A 25759-nucleotide genomic window follows, 5' to 3' on the forward strand; every position below is an offset into this window, starting at 1 on the left:
TTTTAAAGATGTCCGTCCCTTCGAATCCATTTTCATTGATGAATCAGGTGTACAGGAAAGTTTTTCCGACTGTTCATCGTGAATTAATGTACTGGAAAGAAAAAGCTGCATCAATCCCCAACCAAGAACTTAGAAACCAAGCATTAGCTAGTATTGAGCATAAAACTTTTCATTGTGAAGGTGGTTCCATTCTTGCATTATTAGCTCTTGATCGTAGGGATGAGGCAATAAAGTTTATTGTAGCGTATCAAACAATTAGTGATTACTTGGATAATCTTTGTGACAGAAGCACCTCTTTAGATCCCGCTGATTTTGAAGCGTTACACGAGTCGATGAGAGATTCGTTATCGATTCATGCAAAAACGAAAAATTATTATCGACTTCGGGATGATCAAGATGATGGCGGCTATTTAGAGGAATTGGTCTTAACATGCCAAAAAGTATTATCTTCGTTAACAAAATATGATCTAATAAGAGATTCTTTATTAGAATTATGCCAGTATTACTGTGATTTACAAGTACATAAGCATGTAAAAGTTGAGGAAAGAGAGCCTCGTTTACAATCATGGTTCAAAACATATCAATCATCCTTACCGCAAATGGGATGGCATGAATTTTCCGCATGCTCCGGTTCCACTTTGGGAATATTTTGTCTCGTATCTTATTGTTTCCGAAAAGATTTTATTGAGGACCACGCAAAGAGCATTCGTGAAGGGTATTTTCCTTATATTCAAGGTTTGCACATCCTTCTTGATTATTTTATCGATCAGGATGAAGATCGAGAAGGTGGAGATTTAAACTTCTGTTTCTATTATGATAATAATGAAGAAATGTTTGAACGATTAACACACTTTTTAACAGAGGCAGATATACATACGGAAAAATTGCCTGATCAGAAATTCCATAAATTTATTAATCGAGGGCTTTTAGCTGTTTATTTATCTGATGATAAAGTGAGTAAACAAAAAGATGTTCAAAAAATAGCGAGAGAATTAATTAAACATGGGGGATCAATTAGCTACTTTTTTTATTGGAATGGACGAGCATACCGAAAAATAAAAAGTTTAATCCCAACAGGAGTTTTAAAAGCTTTGTTAAAAACGAAAAAAAGAAGTGCAGAGCTACACTAAGAAAAGCGGAAAGCTAGGCTACTTGCGCTGGACAGCAAAAAAAACGATAACCGATATTGGTTATCGTTTTTCAATAGCGATGATAAATGGCGGGTTATTTATTTGATTAATGAACTCGTATTTTAAAACATGGGCCTTTTTTTGATCGATACTTTTTACAAAATTCATCACTTCATCTTTTTCAATTGCACCTTCCGGATGACCGTGATAAATGACAACAACAATCATTGCTTCGGGACTCATTATTTCTAAAAGCTGTTCGACTGCTGCAATAGTTGTTGAGGAATGTGTAACAATTTGTTTATCCCCGCCAGGCAAGTACCCTAAATTAAAAATAGCGGCGGAAATTTTTCCAAAATGGTGTGAAGGAATGGTATCTTTAATCGTTTCGTGCCCTTTGTTAAAAAGAGTAATATTAGTTAACAGGTTTTCCTTGTCCAAATAGTCTCGCGCATGCATCAATGCCTCTTCCTGAATATCAAAGCCATATACATGCCCATTTTGTCCAACCAATTTTGCTAAAAACTCGGTATCATGCCCGTTGCCTACCGTAGCATCCACGACAATGTCATTGGGGGAAATTGCTTTTTTTAGTAACGTATGGGAAAAGTCTAAAATTTTTTGAAGTTTCACAATTACACCTCTAAATATTTGAATTTCTTTAATGATACAAGTCTAATTTATTTCCTCGAAATTGCCAACATAGTCCGTAAACAAATGAACAAAATAATGTTGAGGCATGCTATGCCTTAAAACTCCGTCATATAAAAGGAGGAGTCATAAATTGGCAACAAGACAATCTGTTAGCGAACATATTCAACGATGTGAAGAAGCGATTAGCTATGCAAAAGAACAGTTTATCGAAGGAAGCAGGCAGGAGCATTATTACGATAATGAATATCAATATGCAATGCAGCAGCTTGAAGGTTCATACAATGAATTAGCCCAGCTTGCAAATAGTGCCAATTCCCAACAAAGAGAACAATTACATCGAATGAGATTACAGATTCAACAGCTGCAAAATCAAATGACTCTATTAAATCATGACCGACCACAATAATTCTTTATTTACGGAGGATATTATGAAAAAACGATCAAAACAAAATAACCCGGAACAAAAAACAAAAAACGGTATAAATAATCAAGATATGGAAGTTGGGCAAGATTACGATCCAGTTAAAGAATTGAAGAAACAAAATTCCAAAAAGAGTCAGCCAATACGCTCTAAACAACATATCGAAAATCCTGATTAAACAAGTGAAAATAATAAAGGAGTGAGCGACAAGCTCGCTCTTTTTTACATTTTTGTCCTGCTCCAACTGCCTAGAAAGGCGCTCTCATCTTTTTAATGATTAACAGAATATTATGTGTATGCTTTTTTGAGATTTGCCACTTGAAGCAAGTTATAAAAAGAAATAAAATGATGTAGGAATGTAAATATTGGGGAGGAAGGGAGCGATTTTCATGCCTAGATCCTTATGGCTTTTAGTGATCGGTATGATGGTGAATGTTACTGGCTCTTCTTTTTTATGGCCGTTAAATGCTATTTATATTCATGATCACTTGGGGAAATCATTATCGGTTGCAGGAATTGTTTTAATGTTAAATTCGGCTGCAAGCGTAATAGGAAATTTAATTGGTGGAAACTTATACGATAAAATCGGCGGTTTTCGTTCGATTTTACTTGGAATAATGATTACAATCTTATCTTTAATCGGAATGACTTTTTGGCATGGATGGCCGCTATATCCAATCTTTTTAACAATTATTGGGCTTGGAGCGGGTATCATTGTACCGGCGATGTTTGCGATGGCAGGTGCAGTCTGGAAAGAAGGGGGAAGAAAAGCTTTTAATGCCGTTTATATTGCGCAAAATTTTGGTGTTGCAGTTGGTTCGGCACTTGGTGGTTTTGTTGCTTCTTTTTCTTTTGATTATATCTTTCTTGCTAACTTAATTATGTTTATTGTCTTTTTCTTGATTGCCTTTTTCGGTTATCGAAAAATTAACATTGATCGAGGAAACTATACTTCAGTCATTCAAGAGAAAAAAGTCGTGAAAAGCGGAACAAAATTAATCGCTCTGTTGATTTTGTGCAGCGGCTACTTATTATGTTGGGTCGGATATGTGCAATGGCAGTCTACGATTTCCACATACACGCAAGAAATAAATATTTCACTTGGACAATATAGTATGCTGTGGACGATTAATGGCGCATTAATTGTTTTGGGGCAGCCATTATTAAATCCAATCGTAAAACGTTTTGGAACCAATTTAAAAGCACCCATCATTACGGGAATTATTATTTTTATGATTTCGTTTGGTATTGCCGGTTATGCATCAAATTTCAAAGGATTTTTAGCTGCAATGATCATTTTAACCATTGGTGAGATGTTTGTATGGCCGACCGTTCCTACTATTGCCGATAGTTTAGCGCCAAAAGGAAAAGAAGGCTTCTTTCAAGGGATTGTTAATAGTACAGCGACTGGCGGACGAATGATTGGTCCATTATTGGGCGGTATTTTAGTCGATTTATATTCGATGTCCATATTATTTAAAGTATTGCTAATTCTATTGGTTATATCCATTGTTCTATCTTTAATCTATGACCGTCCTTTAAAATCAAAAGAGGAAAAACAGTCCATTTCGATGTGAGTGTTAAAAAGGGCTTGAAAGATTGAATAAAATTGGATAGAATGGTAAATACAATTATCAGATAGTTTAACGTTGATAAGGAATAGTAATGATGTCCCCTTGATTAAGAGAGTTGGCGGCCGGTGTAAGCCAACCAAGACCATCATGAACTCACCTTTGAGTTGCAAATGTGAACATCCATCTTTAGGATTAAGTAGTATTTGCCGTTTTCCGCGTTAAGGATGAATGAAGTGAGTGGTGTTTACACTAATTTGGGTGGTACCGCGGGAGAAAATTTTACCTCTCGTCCCTTTATTGGGATGAGGGGTTTTTTGTATGAAAAAATTAGGAGGTCGTGATTCATGAGCTTTAATCATCATGAAATTGAAGAAAAATGGCAAAAGTATTGGGAACAAAACAATACATTTCGAACAACTGAGGATGAGAATAAGAAAAATTTCTATGCACTAGACATGTTTCCTTATCCATCCGGGGCAGGCCTACATGTAGGACACCCTGAAGGCTATACAGCAACAGATATCGTTTCAAGAATGAAACGTATGCAAGGATATAATGTTCTTCATCCAATGGGATGGGATGCATTTGGTTTACCTGCTGAGCAATATGCGATTGATACAGGGAATGATCCTGCGGAATTCACAAAACACAATATTGAAACGTTTCGACGTCAAATAAAAGCACTTGGGTTCTCATATGATTGGGAACGTGAAGTGAATACGACCGATACCGATTATTATAAATGGACGCAATGGATTTTCCTAAAGCTGTATGAAAAAGGTCTTGCCTATATTGATGAAGTAGCAGTGAATTGGTGTCCTGCTCTTGGTACAGTACTGGCAAATGAGGAAGTTATTGATGGGAAAAGTGAACGCGGCGGCCATCCGGTAGAACGCCGTCCGATGAAACAATGGATGCTTAAAATTACTGCCTATGCTGATCGTTTACTAGATGATTTGGATGAGCTAGATTGGCCGGAAAACTTAAAAGAAATGCAAAGAAATTGGATTGGCCGTTCTGAAGGAGCAGAGGTTACTTTCAAAATTGAAAATACAGAAGAAACATTTACAGTATTTACAACGCGCCCGGATACTTTGTTTGGTGCAACATATGCTGTTCTTGCTCCAGAACATCCACTAGTTGAGGTAATTTCTACAGAAGCACAAAAATCAGCAATTGCTACATATTTGGAGCAAATTAAATCAAAAAGCGATCTTGAACGAACAGATTTAGCGAAAAATAAAACAGGTGTGTTTACTGGTGCATACGCAATTAATCCTGTGAATAATGAAAAAATGCCAATCTGGATCGCAGATTATGTGCTTATGAGCTATGGAACAGGAGCGATTATGGCGGTTCCTGCACATGATGAAAGGGATTATGAATTTGCAAAAAAATTCGGGCTTGAAATAAAAGCCGTTCTTTCCGGTGGTGACATCGAGAAGGAAGCATACACAGGTGATGGTGAACATATTAATTCAGAATTCCTCGATGGTCTTAACAAACAAGAAGCAATTGAAAAAATGATTGCGTGGCTTGAAGAAAAAAATGTGGGAACGAAGAAAGTAACCTATCGCCTTCGTGACTGGTTATTTAGCCGTCAACGTTATTGGGGGGAACCAATTCCTATTATTCATTGGGAAGATGGGACAATGACACCAGTGCCTGAAGATGAACTTCCGTTAACTCTTCCGGTAACAAAGGAAATTAAGCCATCTGGTACAGGGGAATCACCTTTAGCAAATATTGCCGACTGGGTAAATGTTGAAGATCCCGCTACCGGTAAGAAAGGTAGACGTGAAACGAATACGATGCCGCAATGGGCTGGAAGCAGCTGGTATTTCTTGCGCTATATTGATCCTAAAAATGATAAAGCAATTGCAGATTTTGATAAATTAAAAAAATGGTTGCCAGTAGATATTTATATAGGTGGTCAGGAACATGCAGTACTCCACCTATTGTATGCAAGATTTTGGCATAAATTTTTGTACGATATCGGTGTAGTCCCTACGAAAGAACCATTCCAAAAGCTATTTAACCAAGGAATGATTCTAGGCGAAAATAATGAAAAAATGAGTAAATCAAAAGGGAATGTCGTCAACCCTGATAAAATCATAGATAGTCATGGCGCAGATACGCTACGCCTTTATGAAATGTTTATGGGTCCATTAGATGCATCGATTGCCTGGTCGACAAATGGATTAGACGGTGCAAGAAGATTCCTTGACCGTATCTGGAGATTGTTAGTCGATGAAGATGGCCAAATCTCTAATAAAGTTCAAACCGGTAATAGTGAAGTTCTTGAAAAAGTATACCATCAAACCGTTAAGAAAGTTACAGAAGACTACGAAAACTTAGGTTTTAATACTGCTATTTCGCAAATGATGGTATTTATCAATGATGCATACAAAGTGGATGTTTTACCAAAAGCGTATATTGAAGGATTTGTTAAATTACTTTCACCGATCTGTCCACATATTTCAGAAGAACTTTGGAGTAAACTAGGTCATAGTGAAACAATTTCATACGAACCATGGCCAACATATGACGAATCAAAACTAGTTGATTCAGAGGTTGAAATCGTTATTCAGCTAAATGGAAAAGTTCGTTCAAAAATGATGGTTTCTCGTGAAATCACTCGTGAACAGCTAGAATCAGAAGTAATGAATGATGCTAAAGTAAAAGAATTAATTGAAGGGAAAACGGTCCGAAAAGTGATAGCCGTTCCCGGAAAGCTCGTAAATATTGTTGCGAACTAACTAAAATAGCGGATAAAGCGGTATATTTATCCAAATAAAAATTTTTATTCTTTGAAATTCTACATGCAGACCCTTATAAATGAAGGGTTCTGCATGTTTTTTTGTTTGCAAAAAATTCCGTATTATAATACAAAATTTTCTGTATGTCAATTCTATCTAAAAAATTATTTATCGGTTATTGTAAAAAAAGGTTCATAATTGACATTTAGGGGGAGCAAGAATTTGAAAAGAATTTTATTATTCATTGCAGCAATTTTTCTTTGTTTTACGGTTTTACCGAAAGTAAGTTTTGCAGCACCAAATAAAGCGGAGCTTCAAACATATTTAGAAAGTATCGGGATGACTGAAAAAGAGCTAAATGAGCATTTGGAGTATTTTTACAATACATCGATTAAATCTTTTTCAACTATAAACGATATTAAAAAACTAGTAGGTGAGCCGCTTACAGAAAATAATTTGCAAAAATTGATTAAGAAATATGAGTTTAAAGATGAAACGGATGTTAAGAACTTTTTAGTTAAAAATGGGGAAATGGGTAAAACCGACAATATTTATGATGTTTATCATTTTACCAATGCCCTTGATGATGCTGTTTCTTTCTATATTGGAACACCAATAACAGATAAAAACCTAAAAGAATTATTGAAAGAGTATGATATGACATACGATGAAATGGTCAATTTATTGAAGAGTAATGGTGATTCAATTGATAACTATGAATTCATTGAGGATCTTGAAGATGCACTTATCTCTTATTCAGATGATTCGATATCAGATATCTTTTCCGATATTTTTGATAAAGTTGGCATTACCGATGAGGAAGTAGGGAATTTACTTAATCATTTTATGTCCCTTAAGTTGGATGAAAATGTAGAAAATAAGCTAAATAAATTATCGGAACGTATGATGGCCATTGGAGACTTTGAAAGTAAATCGGATTTATCGGAAAAGGAAATAAACGAAATCGTAAATGTTTATCAAGAAATGCTTAACATATTTAAATTAAATACTAAATTTTATTTAGTGAAAGGTTCCGATAAAAAGCCGATTTCATTGAATGAACTAGCTCAATTAACTTCAACAAATGGATATAATTTATTAATCGAAATTTACGATAATAATGGCAAATTATTAGCTGACTTAATTTTAACTCCTGATATGTTTGGTTCGGAACTAATTAAAGATACAGCTGAAAAGGTCAAAAAGATTGAAAAAGCTATTACAACACCTATGAAAAAAACAGTTAGAGGCGGTAAGTTACCAAATACTGCTGGACATTATGGAGATTATTTATTAGGTGGACTATTATTATTGGCAATGGGCATATTTTTGTTCCGTAGGTGGCGATCAATAAATATATGAAAGTAACAAAAAAACGAGTATACTTCGCTTGTTGTATCGGAGTAATAGTCGCGGGATTATTGATGATAAGTATAAATGGCTATAAATTATTAAAACCCGAAGCTTCGGAGAAGAAATTTGTTGCGCAGAAAAAGCCCTTTCACTTGAAAACAGCTGAACCACTATACAAAAGGGCGCCTGTTAAAGGGGAAATAATCGGTCAATTAATCATTCCGAAAATCAATGCGGATTTACAAATATATGAAGGTGCAGACGAAGACGAACTGGAAAAAGGTGTTGGACATTTTTCTCAAAGTGTCTTGCCAGGTGAAAAAGATAATTCAGTACTATCAGGTCATCGGGATACCGTGTTTCGAAAGCTTGGGCAAATGGAAAAAAATGACCTATTAATTGTAAAAACAAACGCGGGACAATTTAAGTATAAAATTAAAAAAACGAGAATTGTTGATGCAGATGATCGCACTGTCATCGTACCAAAACCGAGGGCGACATTAACCGTGACCACCTGCTACCCATTTAACTTTATTGGCGATGCACCACAACGGTTTATTATAGAGGCTGTTTTAATACACTAAGTAAGCATCAAAAATATGTATTTCCTTTCTGTGATGATATAATGGGTGAAAGTATATTAACAGAAAAGAAAGGAAGGCAATCAATGAGTGATTTTCGTACAATTACACCGGATGAGTTAAAGGACAAGCTAAATAAAGGTGAAAAATTAAATCTAATTGATGTTCGTGAACATGAAGAGGTTGCTGAAGGAATGATTGAACAAGCTAAACATATCCCGATGGGCGAAATTCCTGATTCACTTGATCAATTAGACAAAAATAAAGAATATATAATGATATGCCGATCTGGTGGCCGAAGCGGCCGTGTATGCGAATATCTTCATCAAAATGGCTATAAAGTCATTAATATGGAAGGCGGCATGCTGAACTGGACAGGAGAAACAAAGCCGAAGCTATAAATTTAATGAGCCGACTAAACACATGTTTAGTTGGCTTTTTTTTTAAGGCCGAAGCGGTTTTGTGAATTTATTGTGTCCGATGTTCGGAAAGAAGAGAAGCGGTCCGAAGTGGAAGTCAAGCGTAAGTCTATAGGTTCGGAAAGAGGAGAAGCGGTCCGATGTGGAAGTGAAGCGTAAGTCTATGGGTCTGGAAAGAAGAGAAGCGGTCCGATGAGGAAGTCAAGTGTGAATCTATGGGTCCGGAAAGAAGAAAAGCGGTCCGATGAGGAAGTCAAGCGTAAGTCTATGGGTCCGGAAAGAGGAGAAGCCGTCCGATGGCTCCATAATCATTGCATCTAATCGTTATTTTTTGTATGTCACTATAAATTCAACACAGTTAGAACATGTAATTCCTATTTTTAATTTATGCGGAATGTTTTGAAAATTATCCTTTCTGTCTAGAATAGTAGTAACTAGATGGAGAGGAAGATAAAAAATGATCCAAGTAAAATTGTTTGATTATGAGCATGAAAAAGATTTAGAAGCGGATGTTAATCTATTTTTAAAAGATATTGAGGAAAATAAATTATTAGATATTAAGTATCATGTAGCAGTTACTTCAGAGGATGAAGACGAACAAATTTATTGTTTCAGTGCTATGGTTTTATACAGAAAATAAACGGAGTCCTAATTGGACTCCGTTACTATATTTGCTGCGTTCATTCCTGCTAATCTTCCTGTTACTAATGCCGAGGTTATATTATATCCTCCCGTGTATCCGTAAATATCTAATACTTCCCCGCAAAAATAAAGACCTTGAACAAATTTTGAGGCCATCGTTTTTGGCTCGATTTCCTTGACTGAAACTCCTCCACCAGTGACAAACGCCTTTTCTAATGGAAGTGTCCCGTTAACTTTAAATTGAAATTGTTTGCATGCCTTTGCAAAGTTTCTTAATTGATCCGTAGAAATAGTAGTGCCTTGTGAATCAGGAGAGATATCGTTTTGTTCGAATAAAAACAGTAAATATCGCTCAGGTACAATTCCTTTTAATGAATTTTTTATTGCCTTTTTTGGTTCGTCTTTTACTAACTTCACTACCTTTTGAAATAGTTCCTCTCCATTCATTGAAGGGATGGCATCAATATTCATAGTTACATGTTTCAAGTTCCATTTTTTCATTGCTTTCACAACAAACTGGCTGCATCTTAAAACAGCCGGACCGGAAATTCCAAAATGGGTAAAGATCATGTCCATTTGATGTGTAATTAATGGTTTCCCTTTAGGATTTAATACACTAACTGCAACATCTCTTAATGACAATCCTTGTAATGTCTTTGCTTTGATAAAGGGCTCGTCCGATGTTACGGGTACTTCTGTTGGAAAAAGCTCAGAAATGGTATGACCAGCTTTTTCGGCCCATGGAAAGCCGTCTCCGGTCGAACCTGTATGGGGAACGGACTTACCTCCAACAGCAATGACAACTGAATGCGTCGTAAGCCTATTCCCATCCATTAGCTCAACACTTTCAACTGCTCCATTAGAAAAATGTAGATCTTTAACAGTCGTATTCGTCCGAATTTCTACATCTAATTCCGCTAAGCGTCTAAGTAATGCATCAACGACAGACTGTGCCTTATTAGATACCGGAAACATTCGTCCGTGATCTTCTTCCTTTAGTTCAATGCCTAATTTTTCAAAAAAACGGATAATGTCTTCATTATTAAAAATGGAGAACGCACTATATAAAAACCTTCCGTTGCCAGGGATATGTTTAACGATTTCATCGATAGGCAGCCGATTCGTTACGTTGCATCTTCCACCCCCAGATATCGCTAGCTTGCGACCTAGCTTATTTCCTTTATCGATTAATAAAACTTTTGCCTTTTTTTCACCGGCAGCAATGGCAGCCATTAATCCGGATGGCCCCCCACCGATAATAATTACATCGTACGTCATTACGAAACACCTTTTTCTGTCTAGTTTCTGTATTAAAAAAAGAATTAACGAATAAATTGTCAATTTTTTAAGTAAGAGGTAAACTACATATTAGTGTGTAAATTAAATTTTATTGATTGAGGGATTATATGTCTTCAAAACTAATACGCGGTACGTTTATATTAACATTAGGAACGATTATATCAAAGATAATTGGATTGTTTTACGTTATTCCATTTCATGCTATTGTAGGAGGTTCCGAGCCGGAAGCACTATATCAATTTGGATATGTACCTTATACGTTGTTTATCAGTATTGCCACAGCGGGTGTCCCACTTGCTGTATCAAAATATATCGCTAAATATAATGCTTTAGAGGAGTATGCAGTAGGACGAAAATTATTTAAATCAGGTATTTTATTAATGCTAATAACTGGGATTGTCAGTTTTTTAGTAATGTATGTATTTGCCCCTACATTCGCTGAGCTTAGCATGACGGGAGTAGAATCAAAAAAATTCTCAATCGAAGATGTAACAACGGTCATCCGTGCTGTAAGCTTTGCGTTAATTATTATTCCTGTAATGAGCTTAATAAGGGGATATTTTCAAGGTCATCAATCAATGGGCCCATCAGCAGTTTCACAGGTTATTGAACAATTAGTTCGAATCGTATTTCTATTATTAGGGGCATTTTTTGTCTTGCATGTTTTCCATGGAAAAATGGTTACTGCTATTAGTGTTGCAACATTTGCAGCATTTATTGGAGGCATTGCGAGTTTATTCGTGTTGTTTTGGTATTGGAGAAAAAGAAAATCTCATTTTGATGAATTATTAAACTATGATAAAGGTACGATGCATGTTTCTTTAAGGGAAATGTATAAAGAAATTTTTATCTATGCCCTGCCGTTTGTTTTTGTCGGTATTGCGAATTCACTTTATCAATATATTGATCAATTAACATTTAATCGAGGAATGGCTGCTATCGGAAAAGGAAAAGAGGCACTTGAAGCGATTGGAATTCTCAACTTCGATTCACATAAACTTGTCATCATCCCGGTATCACTTGCTACGTCATTTTCCTTAACACTTGTACCACTCATTACTGAATCATTTGCTAAAGGAAGACGTTCTGAATTGGTACGTCAAGTTGATCAAACCTTTCAAGTTTTGTTATTTTTAACGGTTCCTGCAGCAATCGGTTTATCGTTGCTTGCACATCCGATTTTTACTGTATTTTATGAACCAAATAAATTAGGTACAGACGTATTAGGGCATTATGCGCCGGTTGCCATTCTATTTGCTTTGTATTCTGTCACAGCGGCTATTTTACAAGGGATTAATGAACAAAGGTTTACTATATTAAGTCTATTAGTTGGTTTGTTGCTTAAATTAACTTTTAATATTCCATTAATCAAGCTTTTTGAAACTAACGGAGCGGTTTATGCAACAGTGCTAGGTTATTCAGCATCTATAATCATCAATCTTTTCGTCATAAAAGTGTTTGCACAGTATCCATTTAAAACGATTTTTAGAAGAGCTATTTTAATTTTATTGATGAATGCGATTATGGCTGGAATTGTCATTATTGTTTATAAACTTATCACGCTAGTATTAGTTCCTGATGCAAAGCTGCAAGCATTAATTATTACCATTATTTGTGGCGCAGTTGGTGCAATTGTTTATGGATATTTAGGATTAAGGTCGAAATTAGCTGAAAAATTATTTGGTTCTAGGATCAGTAGGATTAAATCAAGATTGCATATAGGATAGAAAAAGGAGGTCATGAGTGGCCTCCTTTAAAAATAGGGATAAAGAGGTGTTAAAATGAGAATGGATAAATTTCTAGCAAATGCGGGATTAGGTAGTAGAAAAGAAGTGAAACAGATTTTAAAGAAAAACATCGTTAAAGTAAATGGTGTAATTGTAAAGGATAGTAAAGCCCATATTGATCCTCAGCAAGACGAGGTGACCGTTAGAGGAGAGAAAGTCGACTATAAGGAATACATTTACTTAATGATGAATAAACCTGCTGGTGTAATTTCAGCAACAGAGGATAAACATGATGAAACAGTTATCGACCTTTTAGAAGTGAATGATACGATATTAAATCCTTTTCCAGTCGGACGCTTAGATAAAGATACGGAAGGACTATTATTGCTAACGAATGATGGACAGCTTTCACATCAGCTGCTTTCACCAAAGAAACATGTACCAAAAACCTATTTTGCAGTAATTAAAGGTGAAGTAACTGATCGAGATATTTCTGCGTTTCGTAAAGGCGTAATACTGGATGATGGCTACCATACGAAACCTGGAGAACTAGTTATTTTAAAATCCGGGATCCATTCTGATATTGAATTAACAATTATGGAAGGTAAATTTCATCAAGTGAAGCGGATGTTTGAAGCAGTTGGAAAAAAGGTCATCTATTTAAAAAGAATTTCGATGGGACCATTAGCTTTAGATGAAACACTTGAGTTAGGTGAGTATCGTGAGCTTACTGAAGAGGAAGTTTTATTATTAAAGGAATACGAACCAAAAGCATAGAAAGGAGCTGACAACTGAATGCAGCTCCTTTCTTGTATATTTTATTTAATTTTTTGCTTATGAAGACATCTTAACTCTCTTTTCTGTTGTTGTCCATTTCCCACGGTGTGGGCTTATGATTAAGTCATTGTATGCTAACACATTCAAATCTCTTTGAATGGTGCGAGGTGTGATGCCGAACTCTTCTACAAGGTCCTGTGTCGTAACAGTCCCATTTTCCTTAATAAACATGTAGATAGATTTAATTCGGGTTAGCATGCGATTTGTTGAAGGTTTCAAAAAACCACTCCCTCATCTTTATTCCAAAGACCAAGTTACGGACGGCTTATTTAGTTGGATATTGGCCACAATACTTGTATGATACATACAAATAGTGATAATGAAAACTCCAATATCGCTAGAAAAGATGTAATATTATCCGGACAGACAGCTCCTTTTTTCTGAAGGCTGATTTCATTTCGAAAAAAGCCTTATTGATTTTTATCATCTAAGATGTCAGACAATTACATTGTACACCTTCCTTTTTAATTTATCTAGGGATAGGATTCAAAAATTTGTTTCATTCCCTTTAATAATATATATGAAAGAGTTGTTGAAATATTATAATCTTCAGATAACTGCTGTTGGAAATATTGTTGCTTTTAACAATATTAAACGCGCAGAGTGGATTGGAGCGGAAAGGAACGGTTTATTGTTTATTTCCAAAACAACAAGCTTTACAAAAACTACCTTTATTTAATGTTGGAAAAGGAGTAATATAAACTAAGGTATATTTCAGAATACATAAATTCCTTTTAAGGAGTGACAACAATGGAAAATATAAATTGGACAGAGGAAGTTCTAAAAAGAAAAGATCATTTAATTGACGATTTACAACAGTTGTTAAAAATAAGAAGTGTTTTAGATGAAGAAAATGCGACCGAAGATGAACCGCTAGGTAAAGGGGTTAAAGAGGCATTACAATATTTATTAGATTTAGGAGAAAAAGATGGCTTCACTGCTAAAAATGTCGGTAATTTGGCAGGCCATTTAGAAATGGGAAAAGGAAATGAATTAGTCGGTATCCTATGTCATGTCGATGTAGTTCCCGAAGGAGATGGCTGGAGTGTTGATCCATATGGCGGTGAGGTCATAGATGGCAAAATATATGCTAGAGGTGCAAGTGATGATAAAGGCCCAACAATGGCTGCCTATTATGCAATGAAAATTGTTAAAGACTTGGGACTTCCTATAGAAAAACGTGTACGAATGATCATTGGAACAGATGAAGAAAGCAATTGGCGTTGTGTGGAACATTATTTCCAACATGAAGAAATGCCGACAATGGGTTTTGCGCCAGATGCAGATTTTCCTATCATTAATGCCGAAAAAGGAATCGCTGATTACGATATCGTTTTGCCGGCAAAAATGGATGATCAGCAAGCGAAAAATACTCTTTTATCATTTCAATCTGGGCGAAGATATAATATGGTTCCCGATTTTGCAGAAGCAGTCATCACATTTGAAGGAGAACAAACTGATTTATTTCAGCAGTTCACAAGCTTTTTAGAGGAAAATGAACTAAAAGGGAAGTATTTTGTGGAAAATGGGGAGCTGCATTTCGAATTGGAAGGTGTATCTGCTCATGGAATGGAACCGAGAAACGGAAAAAATGCCGGATTGTTTTTAACAAAGTTTTTATCTACATTAGAGCTAAATCAACATGCTAAGAAATTTGTAGATTTTGCTGTAAACGTATTACTTGATCAATCACGTGGGGAAGGCCTAGGGGTTCAATATAATGATGATATTACAGGTGATTTGACAATTAATGTAGGAAAAATGAATTATGACCATGAAAATGGCGGAAGTTTTGGGATTAATATGCGCTATCCAGTAACGTTTAACATGGATAAAGGAAAAGAAACAATTACTGCAAAAGCATCAGAACACGGATTTTTAATTGAAAACTTTTCAGATTCCAAACCTCATCATGTAGATGCTAATGACGAGCTAATTAAAACACTACAAAAGGTTTATGAAGAGCAAACAGGAGAGAAAGCTGAACTTCTCTCTATTGGAGGAGGAACTTATGCACGTTCGTTAAAATCGGGTGTAGCATTTGGTGCACTTTTCCCCGGACGACCGGATGTTATGCATCAAAAGGATGAATACATGCCAGTCGATGATTTATTAAAAGCAACAGCAATTTATGCTCAAGCCATTTATGAATTAGCCAGATAATAATCAGAATTCAAAGGGGAGTTTCGTATGGAGAACATTATATTTAATGGGGAAATTATTGAACGTTCAAAGGTAAATATTGATATTGAGGACCGTGGATATCAGTTTGGTGACGGAGTCTATGAAGTCATTCGAGTGTATAGTGGAAAGCTTTTTACAAAGGAAGAGCATATTAATCGTTTATATGAAAGTGCGGAGAAAATTTCGATTCAAATTCCTTATGAAAAATTGGAACTCATTCAAACATTAGAGGAATTAGTTCAAGTAAATCAGCTCGACACTGGAATTATATATTTACAACTAACCCGTGGAAGTTTTCCAAGACAACATGGGTTCCCTAAATCAGACGTACCGCCAGTTTATGTGGCATATACACGTGAAATGCCAATTCCGAAAGTTTCTATGGATGAAGGGGTTAAAGGATTATTAATAGAGGATATTCGTTGGTTAAGATGCGATATTAAAAGTTTAAACTTATTAGGCAATATTTTAGCTAAACAAAAAGCTGCGGAGTCCGGTTGCTTCGAGGCGATTCAACACAGAGGAGAAGAAGTTACAGAAGGTTCTTCATCAAATGTGTTTATTGTGAAAGATAATTGTTTAATTACACGACCAGTCTCAAATTTAATCTTAAATGGAATTACAAGACAAGTGATTATTAAATTATGCCAGGAAAATGGTATTTCTTTTAAGGAAGAAATATTTACAATTGATGATTTACTAGAAGCAGATGAAGTATTTATCTCAAGTACAACTTCAGAAGTTATGCCAATCATTCAAGTAAATGAAAAAGTGATATCAACAGGAAAACCCGGAAAAATAACAAGAAAACTTCAACAACTGTTTCAACAAAAAATTGGCATGTAATTGTCGTTATGTTTTCGGAAAAAATAAACCAGCATTGCTGGTTTATTTTATTTTTTTCATTTAGATTAATAATTTGTAGTATTACTGAAGAATTTTGATAAACTAAGAATATCAAAAAAAAGGGTGATGAAATTGTCGAATAAACATTATTTTTTTGCTGTTCCATTACCTCCTGATATTAAGGAATCCCTTTTCCAACTATGCGAAAATATAAAGATAGACCATCCATTTAAGCGTTGGGTACACAAAGAAGATTACCATATTACATTAGCTTTTTTAGGGGATGCGGATCATACTCAATTAATGGAAGCAATACATGTAATAAAAGAAAGTCTAGCTAGTTCTTCTTCGTTTAATATAAAAATAAACCATCTCGGCATTTTTGGAAGAGAAAAGGCTCCGCGGATTTTTTGGGCAGGATTACTTGAGTCTCCTGAGTTAAATATGCTTAGAGGAAAGGTTTATGAAAGTTGTTTAAAGGCGGGATTTCAATTAGATAAGAAACCTTTTAACCCACATATCACTTTAGCGAGAAAATGGGATGAAACGAAGCAAAATTTTACTTTAGAGAAACTTAAAGAGATCAACTTAACCGCACCGAGCTTTTCGGTAAATCAGGTTCTATTATATGAAACAAATATTGAAGCAACTCCAAAGTATCAAAAAAAGGCTGTCATTCATTTGGGTGACGACTAGTAAAGGAAGAAAAAGTATATGGGACAGTTAATAAAACTTCAGGATTATATATCCCGTTATGAGATGGATCCGTTTCGGTATCCAGCACAGTATGTAAGACTAAAAAAACAACAATGGCAAAAATTAAAACTCGATTGGGAGAATCAATCAACTAGTATAAATGAAATACATGAAGTGGAAGAAGAAAATAATCCAAGGCCTTTAAACATAATTAAAAGATTATTTCAGAAATCAACTAGTGAAAAAGATGAATGGATTCAAGAGAATCCACAACCAACTGAACCGATGTTTCAATTTGCCCCAAAGTTAGCATATTATCCGGATTCGATAGATGAGTTAAAGCAAATGTTTCTTGATCAGCTATTTTCGTTTCAAATGAAATGGGCAAGCTCAACAATTATTGAAAAGTCTTTTATAGATAAAAGCTATTTTAGAAACGAAAAGCTAAAATATTTATTACAACGTTTTCCTGATACTTTTTTATTTTTATACGAACCGATCTTTTTATTGAAGAAGGCTCCGGTTGAAATGGAGGTTCTTTTAATCACGCCTACAGAAGTTTGGTGTATCGTTTTTCTAGAGGAAGAGAATGAAGCGGTTTATTTAGGATCTAAGGAACGGTTTTGGATCAAAAGAGCAAATCGGAATGAAAGCAAAATTTTAAATCCGATGATTTCATTAAATCGGATGGCGAAAATTATTATGCAACTATTAAACTACCATCAAATAGACATACCAATGAAAAAGGCTATTATTAGTCGCAATGGGTATATTGATTACCCTAATTCACCTGTTGACGTTGCTTTATTGGAAAAGAGAAAGTATCCAGAATGGTTTAAGCAACAAAGGAATCATCTTTCTCCTTTAAAACATATTCAATTAAAAACGGCAAAAGTTCTTTTAGATTATTGCCAAACGACAAGTGCGAAAAGACCCGAATGGAATAATAGGGATGGAATAAAAGAAAATCCTTTTGATATTTCAAAGGATTAAACAATCGTTTCTAATAATTAGCTTGACGAAAAATGTCATAAAGAATAAAATTTATTAAAGATACTTTTCTATACTTATTAAAATAATATACTTTTGTTGAAATATTTTTTCAAATAATAGTAAACTTAATTTTGTCATTGAAAATTTAACATAATCGCAACAATTTTTTTGAAATCAGTTTATTAAAGTTGGCTATTGTTGTCTGCTAAATTTCAATAGCTATCTTTTTTTTTGACTATGTAATGATATTTTGAGCGCCATAGTTGATGGGCGAATTAATTGAAGGTGAATGATGTTGGAACACATACTTGGTCAAGGTTGGGAAGTGATCCCGGCCGGAGGGGCAACTGGAGAAGCATTCTTTGCCAAACATCAAGATCAAAAATTATTTTTAAAAAGAAACTCATCTCCTTTTTTAGCTGTTTTGTCGGCAGAGGGTATTGTCCCGAAGCTTGTTTGGACCAAACGAACAGAAAATGGTGATGTCATAACAGCACAACAATGGCTGAGCGGGAGAGAATTAAAGCCAGATGAAATGAGCCAAGATCGTGTTGCCAAGCTTTTAAAAAAAATTCACGATTCAGCCCCTCTACTTTCTATGCTCTTAAGATTGGGGAAAACACCATTTGAACCAGAGATGATGCTTACTCAAATTGAAACGGAATTGGATGAGGAACTTTTGAACTTACCAATTATTGATTCATCTCTACGTTTTATCCAACAAGAAGTCGAAAATATAAAAACGGATAATTATGTTGTTTGTCATAATGATATAAATCATAACAACTGGCTGCTAACAGATGACAACCAGCTGTATTTAATTGATTGGGATGGCCAAATGATCGCTGATCCTGCACTAGATATCGGGATGCTTCTTTATTTATATATCGATTCTAAAAAATGGAATGAATGGTTCATACAATATGGAATACATGCGGATGAACAGCTTCTATTAAGAATGAAATGGTACTTTGTTGCTCAATCACTATTGTTTGTACAATGGCATAGAACTAAGGATCGATTAATGGAAATGGAACAGTGGATTAATAGGCTTCAAGCGATTATTTAAAAGTTTATATTTATCTGATCTACCCACTGGGATAAATTGTCTTGATTGGCTTCAATATGTGAATTCAAGTGTTGTGTATATTGGCCATGTTGACTATAATTGTAAACCTCTTGAAGAACTGGTTTCACGGAAGCATCTATATTTGGATCCACCAGTAGAGATTTGACAAGACGTTCCAATTGTTCACATTCTGAAACAGAACCACAGCAATCAACTTGGTGATTGTTTAATATATCTTTTAATAAAGTAATTTGGTCTAGATGGGATAGTGGCATACGAAACATCCTTTCAATTTTTGTAATATAAAAAAGGAATCCACAGTTATTTTGTGAATTCCTTTTATCTTTATTCATTAAAATCAAACTGAGGTGTAAATACATGCGTTTAAGACACAAACCGTGGGCGGCCGATAAATTAATGCAATACCCGCAATATGTGATACAAAACCCTGAACAGCATAAAGGTCAATGGAGTAAAGTTTTTGGAAATGATCATCCACTTCACATTGAAGTAGGGACAGGAAAAGGGCAATTTATTGTTGGAATGGCAAAGGCAAATCCGGAGATAAATTATATAGGAATTGAACTGCAAAATAGTGTAATTGTATCTGCTTTAGATCGAATCATTGAAGAAGAATTGCCAAATGTAAAGTTATTAAACGTAGATGGAGAGAAATTGCGAGAGTTTTTTGAAAAAGGGGATGTTAGCCGAGTTTATTTGAATTTTTCCGATCCTTGGCCAAAGAATCGCCATGAAAAGAGACGATTAACGTACAAAACGTTTTTAAAATTATATGAAGATGTATTGGTGGATGGCGGGGAAATCCATTTTAAAACAGATAACCAAGGTCTGTTTGAATATTCATTAACAAGCTTTTCAGAATATGGATTACTACTTAAATATGTAAGTTTAGATTTACACAATAGTGATTATCCGGATAATATTATGACGGAATATGAAGAGAAATTTTCTGCAAGAGGTCAACGGATTTATCGCTGTGAGGTAAAATATCCTACAAATAATCGAGAAGCTGAATAAAAGGGAAATATAAAACTTTTTGAGATTAATGTTCCTGAAAAAGTATCTGCTTTGTCTAGCTCCAGCGCCTATCGACTAGAAAACTTCAGGACTTTTCCCTACGATAAGTCAACATCGATTCGCCTTGCAGGCTCATCGTGTTTCCTTTATCTCACTCAAAGTCCTTCCAGTTTTTACGTCGATGAGCGAGGCGCTTCCGCTTTTCTTACTTCTAACGAATTATTCAAAATGTTACAATTAAAACGAGGAGGGATAAGCATGGAGAAATTAACGGTTGGGGATTTAACAATTTGGTGGTTAAACGGAGGAGTAACGTTTATGGATGGCGGGGCTATGTTTGGCGTCGTACCAAAACCATTGTGGTCAAAAAAATATCCGGTCAATGACAAAAACCAAATTGAATTACGGACAGATCCAATGTTTCTTCAATTGAATGGAAAAAATATATTAATCGAAGCCGGCATTGGAAAAGGAAAGCTTACGGAAAAACAAAAAAGAAATTATGGCGTTGTTGAGGAAACAGCTATTGAGGAATCATTACGGGAACTTGGTTTAACAACTGCCGATATCGATATTATTTGTATGACACATTTACATTTTGATCATGCGTGTGGATTAACTATATGGGAAAATGATCAATTAATTCCGGTGTTTCCGAATGCAACGATCTATACTTCGCAAGTGGAATGGGATGAAATGAGAAATCCGAATATTCGATCACGAAATACATATTGGCCGGAAAACTGGGAGCCTATTCAGCATCAGGTCAAAACATTTGAAAACATGATAATGATTGAAGATCGTATAAAAATGATTCATACAGGTGGTCATAGTGATGGACATTCGATCATTCAAATCGAAAGTAATGGGGAAAAACTGATTCATATGGCGGATTTAATGCCAACCCATGCACATAAAAATCCATTGTGGGTTTTAGCATATGATGATTATCCAATGACATCTATTTTTGCAAAGGAAAAATTCATTTCTGAAGCAATAAATGAAAACTCATGGTTTACTTTTTACCATGATGCGTTTTACCGTGCATTAAAATGGGATAAAGAAGGAAATATAATTGCAGAAGTAAAAAAGCAATAATCCAAGAAAAAGGTTCCTTTCGAAGGAGCCTTTTTCCATACAACTTTATTTTAATGGATAAACATCTAAAATCGACCCGGTATAAGCATCAGCAATGAATTCGTATTGCTTTCTTTCGTTCCCAATCCGGCAAGTAATGCCGCCACGATAAATTTTCGTTTTAATAGGAAATTTCTCATAATCTTCCTTCATAATTTGAATCCAAGATCCTTCAACGGTCGTCTCTTCTTTAAAAGCCTTTTTCACTTTCGATAAAACCGCATCACTTGAAATATAGGTTTTACTCTTTACTGCCTCATTAACTAAATATCCACTTACTGCACCAACAGCAATTCCCGTAACAAATGATTTCCACTTCATAAGCAATACCCTCCCATTTTTATTTAGTTTACCATATTCATTAGTGAAAAAAATTTATTTATCTTGTAAAAAGCTACCTTTTTTTCTTACAATGGAGAAAGGAAAGGATGGATTGAATGAAAAAATTAAATGGTTTTTCCTTATACATATTAGCTGTACTATTATTATGGATTAAAACCCTCATTATTTACTTTTTTGAATTTGATTTAAGAACGGGCACAGTTTTAGATACATTGATATTATTGATAAATCCTATCGGTTCAATTGCGCTATTTCTTAGTATCGGTCTGTTTTTTGCAAAGAAAATGAGGAAAACAGCAATTTTTGTAATATATATACTCTTAACCGGTGTTTTATATGGAAATATTTTGTATTATCGTTTTTACATAGATTTTATCACTGTTCCTGTATTATTCCAATTTCAAAATGTAGGAGGTTTGAGCCAAAGTACATTAGAACTAATCAATTGGACAGATCCCCTTCTTTTTGTAGATGTTGTCATATTAATTTGGTTATTAGTGAAAAGAACGGATATCGGTTTACCTTTATTAAAAAGAAGAAAACTACAAATTGTCGGTACAAGCTTCGTTTTAATAACTGTAGTCATTGTTAGCGGGATTATTGAAAACCCCCGTATTTTGAAAAAGTCATATGATCGAGAAGCATTAGTAAAAACGCTTGGAAGCTATAATTACCATATATATGATATCATCTTTAATTCAAAAATGTTTGTTCAGCGAGCGCTTGCAGATAGTGCTGATATAAAAGAAGTAAAGAACTATTTAAAGAGTCGGAATAATCATGAAAATAGTCACTCTCCATTAAGCGGCAGTGGTAAAGGGAAAAATATTATTGTCATTTCATTGGAATCTACTCAGCAATTAGTAATTAATCGGAAAATAAATGGGGAGGAAATTACACCATTTTTAAATTCATTAATTAAAGATAGCTTATATTTTCCAAATGTATATCATCAAACTGCGCAAGGAAAAACGTCTGATGCTGAGTTTATGATTGATAACGGTTTATATCCTTTATCGGGGGGATCTGTGTTTGTAAGACGACCGCGAAATGAGTTTTATTCATTACCACAGATTTTGCAAGAGAAGGGCTATTATAGTGCCGTTTTTCATAGTAATGATGAAACATTTTGGAATCGTGAAAATATGTATCACTCACTTGGATATAATAAGTTCTTTTCTAAAACTTCATACCATGTAAATGAGGAGAACAGTGTTAACTATGGTCTAAAAGATATCCCATTTTTTAAACAGTCCATTCCATTATTAGAAAAGTTGCCTCAGCCTTTTTATGCAAAGTTTTTGACGTTAACAAATCATTTTCCATTTTTGTTAAACGAAGAAGATCAATATTTGAATGACGAGGAAGAAAACCCTGATTTAGTTCATCGCTATTTTCGGACAGTTAGGTATGAAGATGAAGCGATCAAAACTTTTATAAATGGGCTTAAAAAAAGTGGTCTTTATGATCAGTCGGTTATTGTCTTATACGGAGATCACTACGGGATTTCGAAGAGTTATCACAAACAATTAGAACCTGTTCTTGGAAAAGAAATTACACCCAATGAGCAAGTAGAACTTCAAAAAGTTCCATTGATTATTCATATCCCAGGACAAAAGGCGCAAGAAATTAAGTCGATTGGCGGTCAAACAGATATTAGACAAACGATTTTAGATATATTAGGTGTCAGGCCGCAGAAAAATGTCATTGATTTCGGTCAAAGCTTAATTTCTAACAAGGAAAAGGATTTTGTAATCTTTCGTGATGGAACGTTTGTAACGAATAAATACACATATACTGAAAATACATGCTTTAACAAAAGATCAGGCAAAAAAGTAAAAATGAACAAATGCACACCTTATTTTGACCGTGTTCAAAATGAACTAAACCTATCGGACAATGTCATCTTCGGAGACTTATTGCGTTTTAAAGATGAAGATAGAAAGTATAATAAAAAAGACGAACAATCAGAAAACTAGAAAGGCGTATGAAAGTTCTGTAAAATAAAAGCGTGAAAAAAATAATTTTTAAGGGGAATGCAGATGGAACGCGAAACACTAGAATTATTTAAAACCTTAACTGAATTACCCGGAGCGTCGGGAAACGAGCATGCAGTCAGAAACTTTATGAGATCTGAATTAGAAAAATATGCTGATGAAGTAGTCCAAGATCGTCTTGGAGGCATCTTTGGTGTTAAACGCGGAAAAACGGATGGTCCGACTATTATGGTAGCTGGACATATGGATGAAGTAGGATTCATGGTAACATCGGTAACAGAAAACGGGATGATTCGCTTTCAAACATTAGGTGGATGGTGGAGTCAAGTTCTATTGGCACAAAGAGTTGAAATCATCACAGATAATGGACCTGTTATTGGTGTAATTGGATCCGTTCCACCTCATTTATTAAGTGATAATCAACGTAATAAACCAATGGATATAAAAAATATGTTAATTGATATTGGTGCTGATAATCGTGAAGATGTAAAGCGTATTGGTGTTAAACCAGGCCAGCAAATTGTTCCAATTTGCCCATTTACACCGATGGCTAATGACAAGAAAATATTGGCTAAAGCGTGGGACAATCGTTATGGCTGCGGACTTTCAATCGAGTTGTTAAAAGAACTGCAGGGTGAAGATATTCCAAGCATCCTCTATTCAGGCGCCAATGTACAAGAAGAAGTTGGTTTGCGCGGTGCACAAGCATCTGCGAATATGATTAAACCTGATTTATTCTTTGCTTTAGATGCAAGCCCGGCAAATGACATGTCAGGGGACAAAAATGAGTTTGGCCAACTAGGAAAAGGGGCATTGCTGCGCATTATGGATAAATCAATGATCACACATAAAGGAATGCGTGAATTGATTTTAGATACAGCAGAAAGCAATAATATCCCTTATCAATATTTCGTTTCCCAAGGCGGAACGGATGCAGGACGAGTACATACATCCAATGAAGGCATCCCTAGTGCAGTAGTTGGTATTTGTTCGAGATACATTCATACCCATGCTTCAATCATTCATGTTGATGATTATGCAGCAGCGAAGGCATTATTAGTAAAATTAATTAAAACATGTGACCAATCGACAGTTAATACTATTCTTGCAAAATAGGGGGGCGATGGCCTCCCTTTCGTTAAAAAGGGGATTGAAACATGAAAATTGCAGTAGGATCTACTAACCCTGCGAAGATAAAAGCAGTAGAAACAGGATTTAAGCTAAGAGAAATAAACGTATCAGTTATCCCACTTAAAGTACCATCAGATGTTAGTGAACAGCCTTTCTCAGATGAAGAAACAATTAAAGGTGCTATAAACAGAGCGGAGAATTGTTTAAAAGGATTAGATGTACAAATTGGCATTGGACTTGAGGGTGGAGTGACTGAAACTCCATTTGGCTTATGTGTTTGTAATTGGGGAGCTCTTATAGAAAAAGGCCAGCCACCGATTATTGGTGGAGGTGCACGGTTTCTATTGCCTGAAGAGATTGCGGTAAGGCTGCGAAACGGAGAAGAGTTAGGGCCGGTCATGGATGACTTTTCACAAAAGAAAAATGTTCGAAAAAAAGAAGGAGCTATTGGCATTTTTACAAACGGAAATGTTACAAGAGATGAAATGTTTTTGCACGTTATGAAAATATTAATTGGTCAATATGAATACGGAAAGATTTAAGTTAAGTTATTGTCAGTGGAAAGGATGATACATGTGAATAAATTAACCTCGATTGAAGAATTTCAACAATTAAAAAGCAATGGGAAACATATTTTTATGTTTTCGGCAGATTGGTGTCCTGATTGTCGTGTGATTGAACCAGTTTTACCGGAAATAGAGGATAAGTTTAAGGAATTTACCTTTATTTATGTTGACCGAGACCAATTTATTGATTTATGTGCCGATCTTGGGATTTTTGGCATACCAAGCTTTGTTGCCTTCGCAGATGGGAAGGAACTTGGGAGGTTTGTAAGTAAGGATCGAAAAACAAAAGAAGAAATTGAAAACTTTATAAAAGGGCTATAATCCTTCATCTTTGTGATGGAGGTTTTTTTCATGTAATATAGTT

The 25759-nt window shown here is 35.1% G+C and carries 27 protein-coding genes and 1 other annotated feature; of the genes, 22 read left to right on the plus strand and 5 right to left on the minus strand.

The window, feature by feature from the left end:
- Nucleotides 1-8: 8 nt before the first annotated feature.
- Nucleotides 9-1130 carry a tetraprenyl-beta-curcumene synthase family protein gene (locus tag B5V89_RS01905; protein ID WP_108070258.1) on the plus strand — a complete coding sequence of 374 codons (1122 nt, stop codon included), beginning with the start codon at nt 9-11 and terminating at the stop codon, nt 1128-1130.
- Nucleotides 1131-1190: 60 nt separating this feature from the next.
- Here B5V89_RS01905 and mnmM read toward each other — a convergent pair whose 3' ends face one another.
- Entirely contained in the window at nt 1191-1763 is a 573-nt protein-coding gene (gene mnmM, locus B5V89_RS01910) for a tRNA 5-(aminomethyl)-2-thiouridylate-methyltransferase MnmM (protein WP_066235874.1), read from the minus strand.
- A gap of 151 nt (nt 1764-1914) precedes the next feature.
- Here mnmM and B5V89_RS01915 point away from each other — a divergent pair, with 151 nt between their 5' ends.
- The 8 genes from B5V89_RS01915 to B5V89_RS01950 all read left to right on the plus strand — a co-directional run bounded on the left by B5V89_RS01915 (nt 1915) and on the right by B5V89_RS01950 (nt 9531).
- Nucleotides 1915-2190 carry a YtzC family protein gene (locus B5V89_RS01915; protein ID WP_066235875.1) on the plus strand — a complete coding sequence of 92 codons (276 nt, stop codon included), beginning with the start codon at nt 1915-1917 and terminating at the stop codon, nt 2188-2190.
- Between the two features lie 22 nt (nt 2191-2212).
- Nucleotides 2213-2383 (plus strand): glycogen biosynthesis protein GlgD, encoded by a 171-nt coding sequence (locus B5V89_RS01920; RefSeq protein WP_066235876.1) that lies wholly within the window; start codon nt 2213-2215, stop codon nt 2381-2383.
- 211 nt (nt 2384-2594) lie between these two features.
- A complete protein-coding gene (locus tag B5V89_RS01925; protein ID WP_108070260.1) occupies nt 2595-3782 on the plus strand; it encodes an MDR family MFS transporter in 1188 nt (395 codons plus the stop codon).
- A gap of 63 nt (nt 3783-3845) precedes the next feature.
- Nucleotides 3846-4076 (plus strand) — a binding site (T-box leader).
- A 47-nt stretch (nt 4077-4123) separates the two neighbouring features.
- On the plus strand, nt 4124-6538 hold the full coding sequence (leuS, locus tag B5V89_RS01930; RefSeq protein ID WP_066235881.1) for a leucine--tRNA ligase: 2415 nt from the start codon (nt 4124-4126) through the stop codon (nt 6536-6538).
- Between the two features lie 222 nt (nt 6539-6760).
- Nucleotides 6761-7900: a processed acidic surface protein gene (locus B5V89_RS01935; protein ID WP_181294591.1), complete on the plus strand. Its 1140-nt coding sequence runs from the start codon at nt 6761-6763 to the stop codon at nt 7898-7900.
- A gap of 62 nt (nt 7901-7962) precedes the next feature.
- Entirely contained in the window at nt 7963-8475 is a 513-nt protein-coding gene (locus B5V89_RS01940) for a class D sortase (protein WP_235598414.1), read from the plus strand.
- Between the two features lie 83 nt (nt 8476-8558).
- Nucleotides 8559-8873: a rhodanese-like domain-containing protein gene (locus tag B5V89_RS01945; RefSeq protein WP_066235886.1), complete on the plus strand. Its 315-nt coding sequence runs from the start codon at nt 8559-8561 to the stop codon at nt 8871-8873.
- 475 nt (nt 8874-9348) lie between these two features.
- Nucleotides 9349-9531 carry a sporulation protein Cse60 gene (locus tag B5V89_RS01950; protein WP_066235888.1) on the plus strand — a complete coding sequence of 61 codons (183 nt, stop codon included), beginning with the start codon at nt 9349-9351 and terminating at the stop codon, nt 9529-9531.
- A gap of 8 nt (nt 9532-9539) precedes the next feature.
- On the opposite strand, the gene B5V89_RS01955 is transcribed toward B5V89_RS01950, so the two are convergent.
- Nucleotides 9540-10811, minus strand: coding sequence for a BaiN/RdsA family NAD(P)/FAD-dependent oxidoreductase (locus B5V89_RS01955; RefSeq protein ID WP_108070264.1), 1272 nt, complete (start codon nt 10809-10811; stop codon nt 9540-9542).
- A 128-nt stretch (nt 10812-10939) separates the two neighbouring features.
- On the opposite strand from B5V89_RS01955, the gene B5V89_RS01960 reads away from it, so the two are divergent.
- The gene (locus B5V89_RS01960) at nt 10940-12559 is read left to right on the plus strand and encodes a putative polysaccharide biosynthesis protein (RefSeq protein ID WP_066235893.1); all 1620 of its coding nucleotides are present in this window, start codon (nt 10940-10942) and stop codon (nt 12557-12559) included.
- Nucleotides 12560-12613: 54 nt separating this feature from the next.
- Nucleotides 12614-13336 carry a pseudouridine synthase gene (locus B5V89_RS01965; protein WP_108070266.1) on the plus strand — a complete coding sequence of 241 codons (723 nt, stop codon included), beginning with the start codon at nt 12614-12616 and terminating at the stop codon, nt 13334-13336.
- Between the two features lie 57 nt (nt 13337-13393).
- Here B5V89_RS01965 and B5V89_RS01970 read toward each other — a convergent pair whose 3' ends face one another.
- A complete protein-coding gene (locus tag B5V89_RS01970; RefSeq protein ID WP_108070268.1) occupies nt 13394-13615 on the minus strand; it encodes a DeoR family transcriptional regulator in 222 nt (73 codons plus the stop codon).
- 531 nt (nt 13616-14146) lie between these two features.
- On the opposite strand from B5V89_RS01970, the gene pepV reads away from it, so the two are divergent.
- From pepV to B5V89_RS01995, 5 genes are all read left to right on the plus strand, one after another.
- Complete coding sequence (pepV, locus tag B5V89_RS01975) at nt 14147-15559, plus strand: dipeptidase PepV (RefSeq protein ID WP_108070270.1); 1413 nt, start codon at nt 14147-14149, stop codon at nt 15557-15559.
- Nucleotides 15560-15586: 27 nt separating this feature from the next.
- Complete coding sequence (gene dat, locus B5V89_RS01980; RefSeq protein ID WP_108070272.1) at nt 15587-16426, plus strand: D-amino-acid transaminase; 840 nt, start codon at nt 15587-15589, stop codon at nt 16424-16426.
- A 132-nt stretch (nt 16427-16558) separates the two neighbouring features.
- Nucleotides 16559-17122 carry an RNA 2',3'-cyclic phosphodiesterase gene (gene thpR / locus B5V89_RS01985; RefSeq protein ID WP_244913433.1) on the plus strand — a complete coding sequence of 188 codons (564 nt, stop codon included), beginning with the start codon at nt 16559-16561 and terminating at the stop codon, nt 17120-17122.
- Between the two features lie 18 nt (nt 17123-17140).
- Nucleotides 17141-18115 carry an NERD domain-containing protein gene (locus B5V89_RS01990; protein WP_108070276.1) on the plus strand — a complete coding sequence of 325 codons (975 nt, stop codon included), beginning with the start codon at nt 17141-17143 and terminating at the stop codon, nt 18113-18115.
- A gap of 295 nt (nt 18116-18410) precedes the next feature.
- Nucleotides 18411-19184, plus strand: coding sequence for a phosphotransferase family protein (locus tag B5V89_RS01995; protein ID WP_066227456.1), 774 nt, complete (start codon nt 18411-18413; stop codon nt 19182-19184).
- On the opposite strand, the gene B5V89_RS02000 is transcribed toward B5V89_RS01995, so the two are convergent.
- A complete protein-coding gene (locus B5V89_RS02000; RefSeq protein ID WP_066226801.1) occupies nt 19181-19459 on the minus strand; it encodes a YtzH-like family protein in 279 nt (92 codons plus the stop codon). The two genes, B5V89_RS01995 and B5V89_RS02000, sit on opposite strands and share 4 nt — an antisense overlap.
- 103 nt (nt 19460-19562) lie before the next feature.
- Here B5V89_RS02000 and trmB point away from each other — a divergent pair, with 103 nt between their 5' ends.
- Both trmB and B5V89_RS02010 read left to right on the plus strand, forming a co-directional pair.
- Entirely contained in the window at nt 19563-20222 is a 660-nt protein-coding gene (gene trmB / locus B5V89_RS02005) for a tRNA (guanosine(46)-N7)-methyltransferase TrmB (protein ID WP_066226803.1), read from the plus strand.
- Between the two features lie 258 nt (nt 20223-20480).
- Complete coding sequence (locus B5V89_RS02010; protein ID WP_107920611.1) at nt 20481-21320, plus strand: YtnP family quorum-quenching lactonase; 840 nt, start codon at nt 20481-20483, stop codon at nt 21318-21320.
- Nucleotides 21321-21365: 45 nt separating this feature from the next.
- Here B5V89_RS02010 and B5V89_RS02015 read toward each other — a convergent pair whose 3' ends face one another.
- Nucleotides 21366-21680 carry a PepSY domain-containing protein gene (locus B5V89_RS02015; RefSeq protein WP_066226809.1) on the minus strand — a complete coding sequence of 105 codons (315 nt, stop codon included), beginning with the start codon at nt 21678-21680 and terminating at the stop codon, nt 21366-21368.
- Between the two features lie 116 nt (nt 21681-21796).
- Here B5V89_RS02015 and B5V89_RS02020 point away from each other — a divergent pair, with 116 nt between their 5' ends.
- From B5V89_RS02020 to B5V89_RS02035, 4 genes are all read left to right on the plus strand, one after another.
- Nucleotides 21797-23680 (plus strand): LTA synthase family protein, encoded by a 1884-nt coding sequence (locus B5V89_RS02020; RefSeq protein ID WP_108070278.1) that lies wholly within the window; start codon nt 21797-21799, stop codon nt 23678-23680.
- A 63-nt stretch (nt 23681-23743) separates the two neighbouring features.
- Nucleotides 23744-24814, plus strand: coding sequence for a M42 family metallopeptidase (locus B5V89_RS02025; protein WP_066226818.1), 1071 nt, complete (start codon nt 23744-23746; stop codon nt 24812-24814).
- Nucleotides 24815-24855: 41 nt separating this feature from the next.
- Nucleotides 24856-25371 (plus strand): DUF84 family protein, encoded by a 516-nt coding sequence (locus tag B5V89_RS02030; RefSeq protein WP_066226821.1) that lies wholly within the window; start codon nt 24856-24858, stop codon nt 25369-25371.
- 33 nt (nt 25372-25404) lie between these two features.
- A complete protein-coding gene (locus tag B5V89_RS02035) occupies nt 25405-25716 on the plus strand; it encodes a thioredoxin family protein (protein ID WP_066226824.1) in 312 nt (103 codons plus the stop codon).
- The last annotated feature ends 43 nt before the right edge of the window (nt 25717-25759 follow it).

It is taken from the genome of Heyndrickxia sporothermodurans (genome assembly GCF_003055045.1).
Taxonomy (GTDB): domain Bacteria; phylum Bacillota; class Bacilli; order Bacillales; family Bacillaceae_C; genus Heyndrickxia; species Heyndrickxia sporothermodurans.

Excerpts from the sequence above, each read along its gene's own strand:
- B5V89_RS02010 (WP_107920611.1), top strand. The coding sequence starts at position 20,481 with ATGGAGAAATTAACGGTTGGGGATTTAACAATTTGGTGGTTAAACGGA.
- B5V89_RS02015 (WP_066226809.1), bottom strand. The coding sequence starts at position 21,680 with ATGAAGTGGAAATCATTTGTTACGGGAATTGCTGTTGGTGCAGTAAGT.
- B5V89_RS01945 (WP_066235886.1), top strand. The coding sequence starts at position 8,559 with ATGAGTGATTTTCGTACAATTACACCGGATGAGTTAAAGGACAAGCTA.
- B5V89_RS02025 (WP_066226818.1), top strand. The coding sequence starts at position 23,744 with ATGGAACGCGAAACACTAGAATTATTTAAAACCTTAACTGAATTACCC.
- leuS (WP_066235881.1), top strand. The coding sequence starts at position 4,124 with ATGAGCTTTAATCATCATGAAATTGAAGAAAAATGGCAAAAGTATTGG.
- B5V89_RS02020 (WP_108070278.1), top strand. The coding sequence starts at position 21,797 with ATGAAAAAATTAAATGGTTTTTCCTTATACATATTAGCTGTACTATTA.
- B5V89_RS01965 (WP_108070266.1), top strand. The coding sequence starts at position 12,614 with ATGAGAATGGATAAATTTCTAGCAAATGCGGGATTAGGTAGTAGAAAA.
- B5V89_RS02030 (WP_066226821.1), top strand. The coding sequence starts at position 24,856 with ATGAAAATTGCAGTAGGATCTACTAACCCTGCGAAGATAAAAGCAGTA.
- B5V89_RS01920 (WP_066235876.1), top strand. The coding sequence starts at position 2,213 with ATGAAAAAACGATCAAAACAAAATAACCCGGAACAAAAAACAAAAAAC.
- B5V89_RS01955 (WP_108070264.1), bottom strand. The coding sequence starts at position 10,811 with ATGACGTACGATGTAATTATTATCGGTGGGGGGCCATCCGGATTAATG.
- B5V89_RS02000 (WP_066226801.1), bottom strand. The coding sequence starts at position 19,459 with ATGCCACTATCCCATCTAGACCAAATTACTTTATTAAAAGATATATTA.
- trmB (WP_066226803.1), top strand. The coding sequence starts at position 19,563 with ATGCGTTTAAGACACAAACCGTGGGCGGCCGATAAATTAATGCAATAC.
- B5V89_RS01925 (WP_108070260.1), top strand. The coding sequence starts at position 2,595 with ATGCCTAGATCCTTATGGCTTTTAGTGATCGGTATGATGGTGAATGTT.
- B5V89_RS01960 (WP_066235893.1), top strand. The coding sequence starts at position 10,940 with ATGTCTTCAAAACTAATACGCGGTACGTTTATATTAACATTAGGAACG.
- dat (WP_108070272.1), top strand. The coding sequence starts at position 15,587 with ATGGAGAACATTATATTTAATGGGGAAATTATTGAACGTTCAAAGGTA.
- B5V89_RS01950 (WP_066235888.1), top strand. The coding sequence starts at position 9,349 with ATGATCCAAGTAAAATTGTTTGATTATGAGCATGAAAAAGATTTAGAA.
- B5V89_RS01990 (WP_108070276.1), top strand. The coding sequence starts at position 17,141 with ATGGGACAGTTAATAAAACTTCAGGATTATATATCCCGTTATGAGATG.
- pepV (WP_108070270.1), top strand. The coding sequence starts at position 14,147 with ATGGAAAATATAAATTGGACAGAGGAAGTTCTAAAAAGAAAAGATCAT.
- B5V89_RS01905 (WP_108070258.1), top strand. The coding sequence starts at position 9 with ATGTCCGTCCCTTCGAATCCATTTTCATTGATGAATCAGGTGTACAGG.
- B5V89_RS01940 (WP_235598414.1), top strand. The coding sequence starts at position 7,963 with ATGATAAGTATAAATGGCTATAAATTATTAAAACCCGAAGCTTCGGAG.